The organism is Nocardia sp. NPDC052001, assembly GCF_040680615.1.
Lineage (GTDB): Bacteria > Actinomycetota > Actinomycetes > Mycobacteriales > Mycobacteriaceae > Nocardia.
The window spans coordinates 80,511-93,471 of sequence record NZ_JBFAXC010000008.1 but is presented as its reverse complement, the minus strand read 5'-3'; the positions used below and the strand labels follow the sequence as shown (position 1 = coordinate 93,471).

General features: G+C 66.4%; 6 protein-coding genes. 2 read left to right on the top strand and 4 right to left on the bottom strand.

Features of this window, described 5'->3' with window-relative positions; all coding sequences use genetic code 11:
* The first annotated feature begins 32 nt into the window (after nt 1–32).
* Nucleotides 33–2,195, top strand: a complete 2,163-nt coding sequence (locus AB0L82_RS31780) for an MMPL family transporter (protein WP_364644576.1) — start codon at nt 33–35, stop codon at nt 2,193–2,195.
* On the opposite strand, the gene AB0L82_RS31775 is transcribed toward AB0L82_RS31780, so the two are convergent.
* The 3 genes from AB0L82_RS31775 to AB0L82_RS31765 all read right to left on the bottom strand — a co-directional run bounded on the left by AB0L82_RS31775 (nt 2,125) and on the right by AB0L82_RS31765 (nt 5,524).
* On the bottom strand, nt 2,125–3,546 hold the full coding sequence (locus tag AB0L82_RS31775) for an MFS transporter (protein ID WP_364644573.1): 1,422 nt from the start codon (nt 3,544–3,546) through the stop codon (nt 2,125–2,127). The two genes, AB0L82_RS31780 and AB0L82_RS31775, sit on opposite strands and share 71 nt — an antisense overlap.
* A complete protein-coding gene (locus tag AB0L82_RS31770) occupies nt 3,543–4,535 on the bottom strand; it encodes an alpha/beta hydrolase family protein (RefSeq protein ID WP_364644570.1) in 993 nt (330 codons plus the stop codon). The genes AB0L82_RS31775 and AB0L82_RS31770 overlap by 4 nt, the downstream gene beginning before the upstream one ends.
* Before the next feature lie 494 nt (nt 4,536–5,029).
* On the bottom strand, nt 5,030–5,524 hold the full coding sequence (locus tag AB0L82_RS31765; protein WP_364644567.1) for a hypothetical protein: 495 nt from the start codon (nt 5,522–5,524) through the stop codon (nt 5,030–5,032).
* Nucleotides 5,525–5,882: 358 nt separating this feature from the next.
* On the opposite strand from AB0L82_RS31765, the gene AB0L82_RS31760 reads away from it, so the two are divergent.
* Complete coding sequence (locus tag AB0L82_RS31760) at nt 5,883–7,319, top strand: carotenoid oxygenase family protein (protein WP_364644564.1); 1,437 nt, start codon at nt 5,883–5,885, stop codon at nt 7,317–7,319.
* A 63-nt stretch (nt 7,320–7,382) separates the two neighbouring features.
* Here AB0L82_RS31760 and AB0L82_RS31755 read toward each other — a convergent pair whose 3' ends face one another.
* Nucleotides 7,383–12,848, bottom strand: a complete 5,466-nt coding sequence (locus tag AB0L82_RS31755; protein WP_364644561.1) for a carboxyl transferase domain-containing protein — start codon at nt 12,846–12,848, stop codon at nt 7,383–7,385.
* Between the last annotated feature and the right edge of the window lie 113 nt (nt 12,849–12,961).

Below are 12,961 nucleotides of genomic sequence, written 5' to 3'. Positions count from 1 at the left end.
CACCGGACCGTGTTTCTCAGTTGGGAGCTGCGATGTCGGGCCAGACGACCCCGTGGATAGATCGGCTTGTGCGAAGGCGGTTCACCGTCGTGGTCGTGATGGTCGGCGCATTGCTGGCGCTCGGTGGCTACGGCCTCGGACTGTCCGAGCACCTGGGCGTCGGCGGCTGGAACGATCCGGGCTCGGAATCCTCGCGGGAGGCACGACTGCGCGACCACGCGTTCGGAACCGACCACAGCGCCGATGCGCTGCTACTGTTCCACGCGCCGACCGGGAGAACCGTCGATGACCCTGCCTTCGCCGCCACCGTGGCCGGCTACCTCAACGGTCTGCCACAGCGCTTCCCGGGCCGGATCGCGCGCATCAACGGCGCGTACTGGGCCACCGATACGGGTATGGCGATGCCGGATATCTTCGGCACCGAGCGACGGGATCACGGCTTCGCCTCGGTCGCCATCGAGGGCAACGATGACACCACCAGGTTGAACAACTTCCGCGCGATCTCCGGCGAACTCGCGTTGCCCGGTGTCGATATGGAAGTCGCGGGCAGACAGCCGATCGCGGCGGCGCTCAATGACACCATGGCCCACGACCAGCGCCGGATGGAATTGTTTGCGATACCCGCGGTGGCGGTGCTGTTGTTCTTTCTGTTCGGCGGGGTCGTCGCCGCGTCGCTTCCGCTCGCCGTGGGCGGATTGACCGTCATCGCTGCCTGGGGCATCGTCCGCGTACTGACCACCTTCATGGAGGTGAACACCTTTGTCTCCCCTGTGGTTTCGATGATCGGTCTCGGCTTGGCCATCGACTACGGGCTTTTCATGGTGAGCCGGTTCCGGGAGCAATTGGCCGCCGGCGACGAGGTGCCGGAGGCGGTTCGGGTCACGGTGGCGACCGCCGGCCGCACCGTGTCGTTCTCGGCGCTCATCGTGGTCGCCGCGGCGAGCACGATACTGCTGTTCCCGCACGGGTTCCTGCGCTCGTTCGCCTTGGGCGCGATGGTGACGGTGGCGCTGGCGGCCGCGGTCTCGGTCACGGTTTTACCTGCCACGCTGGCCATCCTCGGCAGGCGCGTGGACTGGTTGGGCTACAACGGGTTTCATTCCCGGCGTGCGCGCGCCGACCAGCGGAACAACGCCTGGGGACGGATCGCCCGAGTGGTCATGCGCAGGCCGATCACGACCATCGTGCCGGTCGTGGCGATCCTGGTGGTACTCATCGCCCCGGTGCGCGATATCGCCTTCGGCGGTATCAGCGAACGATTTCTACCCCCAGACCATCCCACCCGCACCGCGCAGCAGCACTTCGACGAGCTTTTCCCGCTGCGCGAGACCGATCCGGTCGAGATCGTGGTCCGGACGTACTCCACCACCGATCTCGACGCCACGATCGAATCAGCCAATCGGGCACCGGGTTTGAAAGCGCCATTCCCCGTACCCTTTTCCGCGCCCTCGCAGCTCGGTGTCTTCACCACCTCGACAGCGGTCGGAAATTCGCACGACGCCGGGCGGACCATCGATTACTTGCGTGCCATGGCACTGCCCAAGGGCACGACCGTGCTGGTCGGCGGCCAATCCGCGGCCGAGATCGACAGCGTGGCCGCGGTGCTGGATCGCATGCCGTGGGTGGTCGCGCTGGTGTTCGCGCTGACCACAATCCTGCTGATGCTGGCATTCGGCTCGCCGGTGCTGCCGCTGGTGGCCGGGTTGCTCAATCTGCTCGGGCTCGGCTCCACGATCGGAGTCCTCACCTGGATCTTCGCCTCCGGACACGGGTCCGGACCGCTGGACTTCACACCCCAGCCGATCATGGCGCTGGTTCTGGTGCTGATCATTTCGGTGATCTACGGCCTGTCCACCGACTATCAGGTGTTTCTGCTTGCCCGAATCCATGAGGCGAGGATCAAAGGCGCGACGGACACCGAGGCGGTCCGGGACGGCATCGCACGCACCGGGTGGATCATCACCGCCGCCGCGCTCATCCTCATCGTCGTGTGCGGAGCCTTCGCGCTCTCGGATCTGGTGATGATGCAGTACATCGCGGTCGGCATGGTCACCGCGCTGTTCATCGATGCGGTCGTGCTGCGCATGCTGCTCACACCGGCACTGTTGGCCTTGCTGGGACCTCTCAGCTGGTGGCGGTCCGGCTCCAGGGCGTCGAGCCGAGAGCGACGCGGCGATAGGGCAGTGTCAGTGTGAGCGCGCCGAGACCGACTGCGGCGAGGGCGATTACGCTGAGCATGGTCATACTGCCCGCCAGGGTGTGGGCACGGAAGAAGAGCGTGCTGAGCGCCGCGAGCCCCACCGAATTACCGATCTGCTCCACGGTGGGCAGCAGGCCGGACGCCTCGTCCAGATCGCGGTCGCCCAATCCCGCGAGCATGATCGGCTGCAACGGGATGCCGAAGACCCCGACCCCGAATCCCGCGAGAAACACCGGGACGGTGACCAGTGCCAAGTTCACCGTTCCGGATGTCAGGTAGAGATATCCCACGCCCACCGCGACCCAGCAACCGAAGCCGACGATGCCGGCGGCCAGGACGCGAATACCGAAGCGGTTCACCAGTTTCGGCGACCACAGCGCGCCCGCCCCGGCCCCGACGGCGAAGGGGGTCATGGCGATTCCGGTTCGAAAAGCGGAGAACCGCAGCACGTCCTGCAACAGGATCGACACGGTGAACACGAAAGCGGTGAACAGTCCGAAGAAGACCGCCACCAGCACCGAGCCGATCGCGAATCCCCTGTCCGCGAAAAGATCCAAGCGAACGAGCGCGGTTCCGCCGTGTCGACGGGTCGCTCGCTCATAGGCAACGAACAACCCCGCGAGCGCCAGCGCGAGCGCCGCACAGCCCACGTGCATCGGGTGCCAGCCCGACTGCTGGCTGTCCGAGAGCGCGAACAGCAGCAAGAACAGCGCGGCCGTGGCGATTGCCGAACCGCGCAGGTCCAAGGGCGGTCGCTGCGGTGCCGGACCGATGTGCAGGTACTTCACGGCCAGGCCGATGGACACCACACCGAGTGGCAGGTTCAGCAGAAAGACCGCGTGCCAGCCCAGCCCGAGTGGGTTCAGCGTGATCAGCGCGCCACCCAGCAACGGGCCGAGCATTCCCGCGAAACCCGCTGTGGCGCCGTAGATCGCGAATGCGGAGGGCTGATGGTCGCGCCGGAACGAAGCGGTGATGATGGCGATGGTCTGCGCCGCCATGCCTGCCCCCGCCACGCCCTGGACGATCCGGGCACACACCAGTTCCACTGCGCCGGAGGATATTCCGCACCACACCGAGGCCGCGGTGAAGGCCGCCGCGGCCCACAGGAATATTCGGCGACGGCCGAGAACAGCCCCGAGCCGGGCCGCGGTGAGCAGCACGCAGGCGAAGGCCAGCGAGTAACCGGCGACCACCCACAGCTGCTGGGACTGCGACGCCCCCAGGTCCGCGGTGATCGATGGGAGCGCGGTATTGACGATCGTGACATCGATCATCTGCATGAATACCGAGATGAGGCAGGCTCCGAACGAACCGACGGCCACCGCCGCCTCTTTCCGCGTCATCGCAGCGCCGCCTCGAACTGCGGCCACGATTTGTGCAGATCGTCTTGCCAGTAGCCCCAGGAGTGGGTGCCGCTCGGACGCAGATCGAAGGTCGCCGGAATCCCCGCGGCGCTGAGTCGCTCGCGTAGCTGGCGGGTGCAGGTGTTCGCGACCGCCTCGAGCGGAGATCCGAACATGAGCTGATAGAGCAGCTGCACGGCATCGCCGTGCGTTGCCCCGAGCGTATCGTCAGGGCCTGGAAGGCCCGTTCCGGCAGCGATATACATGGATGTGCCACGGAGCTTGTCCGCTTGCAGGTAGGGGTCGTTCGCCTGCCAGGCCGGGTCACCCGAGGGTCCCCACATATTGGTGACGGTGCCACGCTGCGTGGCGACCACGGCCTGAACGATGGCCTGCCCCGCCAGGTCGCTGGTGCGCGCGCACCCGCTGTAGGAGCCGATCGCCCGGTAGAAACCCGGAGCGGCGATCGCCAATTGGAACACCGAGGTGCCCGCCATCGACACCCCGGCGATCGCGTTCGCACCGGTGCCGTGGAATTCCCGGTCGATGACCGCGGGCAACTCCTGAGTCAGCAGGGTGGTCCAGCGTTGTTTACCGAGCACCGGATCATCCGCGCGCCAGTCCGTGAAGTAGCTGCCCGCGCCATCCATCAGGACAACGACGTTGACCTGTTTGTCATCGAAGAAATCGGTGAGATCGGTACGGTCGATCCAATTTCCGTCCGAGCCACCGCTGGAACCATTGAGCAGATACAGCGTCGGCGCCGGCGACTCCGGATGGGCCGCGCGTAACAGTGTCATTCGAATCGTCCGGTTCATCGCCATCGAATAGAACCCGAGTTGCGTCTGTCTACCGGGTCCCGGGCGAATCTCCACCAGCCGCGAGGTGTCGGACGGTACGGGATCGGCATATGTGCTCGCCCACCCGCACGAGAGAAATAGCAGAGCCGCGACAAGCACCATGCCAGCCCGCCTCGATCGTCCCGACATGCCAACTCCTGACCCGATGCAATAACTTCGGCTCGCAGTCAAGAACACACCGGTGCGGAGGCACGCGCTATTCGAGTTTTGTTGTGGTCCTTACCAAACGCCGCAGGCTACGACTGTGGACCGAATACGAGCACACGCGATTGTCGCGGTTCACGTACCGCGGCTGTTCTTTTGGTGAGATCTCCGAGCCATCGCGCATCGACTGTCAACCGCATCGATCGGGCCCTAACGTAAGCGCGGCAACAGGATTCACGCCTCATATGCCGTACCGATGCCGACGTCGACCGACTCCCGACGCCGGCCGGTACTCTCCGCAGGCTCGCACCAGCTCTGGTGCGTGCGGACCCCGGATCGGTGACACGAAAGGGGTCCACGACCTGCGGGCGCGCCCACCGGGAACTGCCTCTAGCCCGGTGGGCATGCGGCTGTCCGCCCTCGAACCAGTCCAGGCGCTGCCCATGGGCTCTGCCGAATCGCCCACGCGCGAGCCGGCATCACCTCGCGGCGGCGGGCCAGCTGACAGCGGGCCACGATTTAGGCAAATCGATCGAGCCGGATAACGCCAGCTGCGCCAAATCCTCATAGGCGCCGCGCATTTCAGCGAGATGGTCCCACGCACGATGCCGCTGAATCGCGTCGCTCGCACAGTGCAGCGCCCACTGCGCACGCACCGCCGCCTCCGCCACCCGGCCGATCACCCCGCCCACCGAATCGGTCCAGCGCGGAGCTCCCGGTCGCGGCCGGGGCAGCAACGCCCCGATCCAGACATCGATCTCATGCACCACCGTGTCGATACTCTGACCGATCTGCACCATCGACGGCTCCGCACACCATTCTCGATACAGCGTTCCGAGCGCACCGGCCCAACCGGCAAGGGGAATATCACCGTCGAAGTTTCCATCGATGGCGCGCAACAGATCTTGCGGTGACAGAAACGGCCCGTTCGGCAGATATGGCAGCGGGGAATGCACTCGTAATTCGTAGAACACAGCAACTCCTGGGCAGTGCGCCGCGACTCCGGCGCGTCTCTGCGGAAAACCTCCAGTTCAAGGAGGCGGACCGGCTCTCATCGCGCGTGATCCCCGCATTAGGCGCCGGAGTGAACGGTCCCAAAACAAAGCTAACACCGTGCCAGCCTCGCAACCCCGGCACGACCAGACGCTGCACATCTAACAACGAGACCGGCTGCGGGCGATGACACATCACGGATGCGGTTTTCGCGCAGGCTACCTCCGCGTTCGCGCCGTGTTCGTCATTGACAACACATCAGGCGCGCTTCTACATTTGCGGACATACGTCATCAGATGACAGGTGTCATCAGATTAGTGATTCAAGGGAGAATCCGCGATGACCAGCACTCACGCGTCCGCCTACCACCAGGTCACCGCACCGCTGCTCGACGAGCTCGACTATCGGATCGACCAGATCGACGGAACGCTGCCGCAGGATCTGCAAGGCACGCTGTATCGAATCGGACCCGGTAAGCATCAGGTCGGGAAGTCGCTGCTGCACAACGTGTTCGACGGCGACGGCATGATCTCGCAGTTCGCCTTGGACGGCACTTCGGTGCGATTCCGCAACCGGTACGTGCGCACCCGGCACTTCCAGCACGGCCGGCGCTCGAACCGGATTCGGTATCGCGGTGTGGGAGACCAGATTCCGGGCGGCCCGCTGGCCAATATCGGCCGCTTGCCGGAGAACGTGGCCAACACCAATATCGTCAACTACGACGGTGGCCTGCTCGCGCTGTGGGAGATGGGCAATCCGTACCGCATCGATCCCGACACCCTCGATACGCTGGGCCCCACCGATTTCGGCGGTCGCCTCGGATTCCTCGGCGCGTTCTCCGCGCACCCGAAATGGGATCCGGTCACCGGCGATATGTACAACTTCGGCTTGGACGTGCTGCCCACACCGCGCATCCGCACCTATCGAATCGATCGTTCGGGCAAGCTGCACAACGTCGCCTCGATACCGATGCTCGATGTGCCGTGGAACCATGATTTCGCGCTCACCGAGCGCTATATGGTGTTCGTGCTCGACCCCATCCTGCCCAATATCGCCAAACTCGCACTGGCCACGTCCTCATTCGTGGATTCGCTGGAGTTCAAGCGCGCCAAGGGAACCCGGTTCCTGCTCGTCCCCAAACGCGGCGGACGACCGCGCATCGTCGAGCACGAAGCGCTCCTGCATCTGCACCTGACCAACGCCTACGACGACGGCGATGACGTGGTGGTCGAACTCGTGCGGCTCGACACCGGCTGGGACGAGGTCCGCCGCATGACCGGCATGGTGAACCGCGACGACCTGGGCGAGCCGCAGTTCCCGCACTCACGCCTCATGCAGTATCGGATCACCAAGGGCGGCACCGTGATCGAACGCGAACTCGCCGACCGATCCGGCGAATTCCCGCAATACGACTGGCGGCGCGGCGCCCGCGAACACCGCTACAGCTACTTCGCCGGTGCGGGCGGACCGGCCGGGCTGTTCAACGCGGTGGTCAAGGTCGATCACCGGACCGGCAAGCTCACCACCTGTGAGCTGGGTGCGAGCTCGGTCGGCGAACCGCTGTTCGTGCCGCGCGCCCGCGACGCCGAGGAAGACGACGGCTGGCTCCTGGCCCTCAATCACGAACTCATCGAAAACCGTTCCCAGCTCCTGATACTCGATGCCCGCGACCTCGAACGCGGTCCGCTGGCCACCGCATGGCTCGACCATCACATTCCCTGGGGATTCCACGGCACCTTCACCCACCGCATCGCACATCCCCACGGGCACAAATGATTCCGCCGGTCCCCCTTGTGAAGGGACCGGCGGAATCTTCTCAGCTGCCTAGCCTGGTGGAGCTCAGCGCAGCTTGGCCTCGATGGCATCGATGATGCGCGGACGGAGTTCGGCGGCGCGAATGATCGCGTCGACCGAACCGACCTCGACGGCGCGCTGGATATTGTGCACGCGGTCGAATTCGGCGGCGACCTCACCGAGCTTCTCGGTGCGGACCGAGGAGCGCAGTTCGTCGAGTTCGGCCGTCAGCACCGCACGGTCAGCACCGGCGGTGGTGGCGGCACGAGTCTCGAGCTCGCGGACGCGCGGGTCGGCCGCGGTGCGGGTGCTGACCTCGTGGGCGAACACCACCGCGGCGGCAGGCGCGCCACCGAGCACCGACGCGAACGAGCCTTCCAGGGCCAGCACCGTCATATTCGGGTTCAGGGCCTTGGAGAACACCACGAACGCGCCGCCGTGGTACCGCGAGATCACGCAGAACACGATCGGGCCTTGGAAATTGACGATCGCGCGGCCGATTTCGGCGCCGTACTCCAGCTGGAGTTTGCGCATCGATTCCGGGGAGCCGTCGAAGCCGGACAGGTTCGCCAGCACCACCAGCGGGCGGTTGCCGCTGGCGGCGTTGATGGCGCGCGCGGCCTTCTTCGACGAGCGCGGGAAAAGCGTTCCGGCGGTATAGGTATCGGGTCCGTCGGTCGGCGTCAGGCCACGACGCGTCACGCCCCGGGACTCGATGCCCAACAGGCACACCGGAATACCACCCAGACGCGCGTCCTGCACAACCGCGGTTTCGGCGTCGGCCATGCCCGCCCAGCGCTCGAGCACCGGGTGGTCCTGGTCGGCGACCGCGCGCATCACCGTGCGAATGTCGAAGGGCTTCTTGCGATCCGGGTTCGCGGTCGAGGAGAAAATCTCACCGACGGTGGTGAAATCGCTGTCCGCCACCAGATGCGGGAAGTCCGAGACATCGCGATCGAGCGGATCGCTGGTCTCCACGCGGCGCGGGGCCTGCTCACCGGGCGCGATGTAGGTGTGGTCGTAGTGCGACATCAGCACATCGCGGGCCGCGAGCAGGTTCGGCGCCCAGTACTGCGCCTGACCGTTCGGGCCCATGACGCGGTCGTAGCCGCCGATACCGAAGTTGTCCTCGGCCGACACACCACCGGAGAAGTCCAGGGCCTGCTTACCGGTGAGCACCATCGCCGAGTCCGGGGTCATGATCAGCACGCCCTTGGTGTGCATGAGCATGGTGGCTTCGGCGTTCCAATACGGTTGCGCGCCAACGTTGATGCCCGAGACGACGATATTGATCTCGCCGCCGTCCTGGGTGAATTCGACGATGCGCTTGAGCGCGGCGGCCACCCAGTCCATGTTCTCGGTGCCGGACTTCATCGAGATCCGCGCGCCCGAGGACAGCGCGTACCACTCCAGCGGCACCTGCATCTGCTCGGCCAGATCCAGCGCCGCGATCACCCGGCGGCATTCCGGTTCCGACAGCGCGCCAAGCGATTTGGTGGGATCGCCGAGCAGCACCACGCGGGTGACGCCCTCGGGGTACTGCGGGGTCGGGGTGGTGACCACACCGGCGACCATGGCCGCCTTGTTGTAGCCCTTGGGCCGGTCCACCGGCACCAGCGCGTTCTCGATATTGAGGTCGTACTCGCTGAAATCGCCGAGCTGGCCGGTCAATTCGTACGGGTACACGGTGTTGCGGCTGCTGGCGCGCAGCACCTTCTGGCGGTATTCGTCCAGCGGCTCGACGGCCTCGTCGGTGCGCTCACCGATGGTCACCTCGGCACCGCCCGCGGCGTCGAACGCGATCCGCAGGGCGATCTTGGTGAGCTCACCGGTCTCCGGATCGAGCTGGCGGGCGATGAGCAGGATCTCCTCCAGCCCGGCGCCCGCGGTCATCGGCAGCACATGCCCGCCGATGACGGTCTCGAGCTCCGCGCGGGTGACATCCACCGCCGGCCAGATGTACATGACGATGCGGTTGGTGTTGAACCGCTTGGCCGAGGGCCGCATCGACTGCGCACGCCGGATGGAGTCCAGGCAGGTCGCGATCGCGATTTCCGCCGAGGGCAGCGCCAGCAGTCGACCGTCCCGCTCGCGCAGCGCCGCGAGGTCGCGGACCTGAGCGAACGCGATGAGCCGCTCATCGGACGGATTGTCCTTGGCGATACCGCGGAACAGGTACACCTCTTCGTCGTCCGAGGACGGCAGTCGGGTGAGGTCGAACTTGCGCAGGCGCTTCATCTGCATGCGCTGGGCGATGAACGGGTGCAGACCGCGGATCAGGCGCTCTTCGACCATGCCGGTCGCCGAGGGCCGGAAGGTGAAGTGGTGGTGCATAACCGCGCCCCCACTGCCCGCGACGGTGGCGGTGATGCGATGCACCTGGTTCGGCAGCGGCTGCGCGTCCAGGGCTTCCTGCAGGGCCGTGGCCATGGCGTCGAAGTCCTCGGGCTGCTTCTCCCAGCCGAGGTAGATATCGGCTTCCACCGAGGCCGCGCTGGCGGAGACCTGCGCCAAACCGCTGAGCACACCGCTGATCTGGTCGAAACTGCCCGCGGCCGACACCAGGCTCAGGCCACGGCGTTCGGCGACCACGAAGGTGTTGTCGCTGACGTGCTTGGTCTGGACGTCGGCGAGGTCCTTGTTGCCGTAGTAACGGCGGGTCAGGACTTCGAGCATGGCGGAGTTGTCGGCGTATCCGCGCACCAGGCGCTGACCCAGCAGACGCACCAAAGGTTCGGTGCTGCGCACCATTTCGGCGATGCGCTCACCGCGATCGGCGGCATCGGGATGCTGGTCCAAGTAGTGCAGGTTCTTGCGCACGCTGGTGTAGACGCGAGCGCGGTTGCGGCGCAGCAGCGGCTGACCGAACCAGGCATAGACGACCCCGCGCGCGAGATCGGCGATGACGGGGAAACGTATCTGCGTCGCGGCGACTAAACGCTCGAGCGCCAAGCCGACCGGTTCGCGCAGTGCCCCATCGGGTCCCGGCTCGCGCAGCCATTCGCGCAGCAGCGTGGTGATGATGGTGACCGCATCGGCCGGACGCTGCTGCGCCAGGAAGATACGGAACACCGCCGCCTCGAGATCGGGCGTGCGATCGAGTTCGGTGACGCCGTAGTGCGCGAGCGCGGTACTCAGCTTGGCCTGGTACGACGCGGGCAGACCGGCGCGATCGACATCGAGGCTCTGCAGGTAGATGTGGAAGTACTCGCGCGCGCTGGGCGCGTGCGCGGGACCGCTCTCGTCTTCCCACGACCGATTGTGGCTCAGCTCGGCGAGATCGGCGAACAGGCGCACAATCTCGAATTCCTCGACCAGCGGGCGGCGCTTGTCCGCGATGGCGGCACGGCGCGCGATCAGGTACTCGTCGACGACGCGGCGATCATCGTGCGGATCGACGTCGAAGCCCATGAGCAGGCTGCTCACATCCTGCAGGCCGCGGGTCAAACGCTCCTGTGGGCGAACCGATTCGGGCGCACCGGGCAGATCCAGCTGGACCTGTTCGGTGGCCGCGCCCTCGGCGGCCTCGCCCTCTTCGGCGAGCGGCTCGAGGCGCATGAGCGGCGCGCCGGTCTCGACCTGGCTGCCGACCGTGACCGAGACTTCCTTGAGCCGGGCCCGGAACGGTGCGCGCAGCACGGTTTCCATCTTCATGCTCTCGAGCACGAGCACCGGAGCACCCGCCTCGACCTCATCGCCGACCGCGAGCGGGGTAGCGACAACCAGCGCGGGCGCGGGCGAGCGGACGACGCCGCCTTCGTCGCGGCTGATGCGATGCGTCACGCCGTCGACATCGACCACGTGGATCGGGCCGTGTGTGCCGGTGACCAGGCGGTACCGGGTGCCGTTGACCACGATCTGGCCGGTGTGCTGATCGAAACGCTCCAAATCGACATCGGCGGTAGCGATATCGCCACCGGCTTCGATGCCGATCCGGAAGCGGTGCGCGCCGACGCGGGCAACCCGCACGCGGTAGCTCGCGCCACGCAGTTTCAGATCGTGCGGGCGGCCACTCTGATGCTGCACCTGCGGACGGCCACCGGCGGCGGTGGACAGCAGGCGATGGCGCTCGGCGTTCTCTTCTTCCTCGTACGCATCGATGGCCGCGGCCGCGAGCGCGATGGACGAATGCTTCTGCGAGACAAGGCGACCCTCGCCGCGTACGCGGTCGATCCAGCCGGTATCGGCGCTGCCGTCGATGACCTCGGGCTGGTTCAACAGGTCGAGCACGAAGCTCTTGTTGGTCGCGCCGCCCTCGATGACGACCTGGGTCTGAGCCATGGCACGGCGCAGGCGCGCGAGCGCCTCATCGCGATTGCGGCCGTAGGCAATGATTTTCGCGATCATCGAGTCGAAGTCGGCGGGGATGGTATCGCCCTCGCTGACGCCGGTATCGACACGAATGCCCGGACCCGCAGGCAGATTCAGGCGCGCGATACGGCCCGGCGCGGGCGCGAAATCACGATCCGGATCCTCGGCGTTGAGGCGTGCCTCGACGGCGTGGCCGCGCTCGGCCGGGGGCTCACCCTCGAGCTTGCCGCCGGAGGCGACGTGCAGTTGCGCGCGCACCAGATCGAATCCGGTGGTGGACTCGGTGATCGGATGTTCCACCTGCAGGCGGGTATTCACCTCGAGGAACGCGAACATCTTGTCGCCGGGGTGGTAGAGGAACTCGACCGTGGCAGCACCGCGATAGCCGACCGCGATGGCCAGCCGCTCCGCCGACGCCTTCAGATCGGCGACCTGCTCGGGCGCGAGCACCGGTGAGGCCGACTCCTCGATGACCTTCTGATTGCGGCGCTGCACCGAGCAGTCGCGCACGCCCAGCGCCCACGCGGTGCCCTGGCCGTCCGCGATCACCTGGACCTCGACGTGCCGGGCGCCGGTGACCAGGCGCTCCAGGAATACGATGCCGCTGCCGAACGCGCGGGCGGCTTCCTGACTGGTGCGCTCGTAGGCATCGGCGAGCTCGGCCTCATTGGAGACCATGCGGATACCGCGGCCACCACCACCGGCGGTCGCCTTCAGCATCAGCGGGTAGCCGACCTTCGACGCGGACTCCAGGGCGGCGTCGAGGGTCTCGACCGCGCCGCGGCTCCACGGGGCGACGGGTACGCCGACCTCTTCGGCGATCAGCTTCGCGCCGATCTTGTCGCCGAGCTTGCGCATGGCATCGGGGCTGGGGCCGATGAAGGTGACCCCGATCTGCTCGCACAGTTCGGCGAAAGCGGGATCCTCGGCGACGAAACCCCAACCGACCCAGGCGGCGTCGGCTCCGGTCGCGACGAGTGCCTGCTCGAGCGCCTTGAGATCCAGATACGGACGCGCGGACGCGGGACCCAGGTCATAGGCGGCGTCTGCTTCTCGCACAAATGTCGCGTTCCGGTCGACATCGGTGTGCAGGGCCACGGTTTGAATGGGTAACCCGGTCTCCGCGGCCAGATCTCGGACGGCGTGGATCAACCGCATGGCGGCCTCCCCACGATTCACGATGGCGATACGGCTGAACACTCGCCAACTCCTTCCACAGCACTGGCCCGGGGTCGGGCGATTGGATTACGACTGCCGGTCTCGCGTAGTTTGCACCCGAACCGCGCGCACGTACACAGCGTCTCGGGGTTACT

Bases quoted from the DNA above. Each gene is read 5' to 3' on its own strand.
- AB0L82_RS31780 (WP_364644576.1), top strand. From the start codon at position 33: ATGTCGGGCCAGACGACCCCGTGGATAGATCGGCTTGTGCGAAGGCGG.
- AB0L82_RS31775 (WP_364644573.1), bottom strand. From the start codon at position 3,546: ATGACGCGGAAAGAGGCGGCGGTGGCCGTCGGTTCGTTCGGAGCCTGC.
- AB0L82_RS31770 (WP_364644570.1), bottom strand. From the start codon at position 4,535: ATGTCGGGACGATCGAGGCGGGCTGGCATGGTGCTTGTCGCGGCTCTG.
- AB0L82_RS31760 (WP_364644564.1), top strand. From the start codon at position 5,883: ATGACCAGCACTCACGCGTCCGCCTACCACCAGGTCACCGCACCGCTG.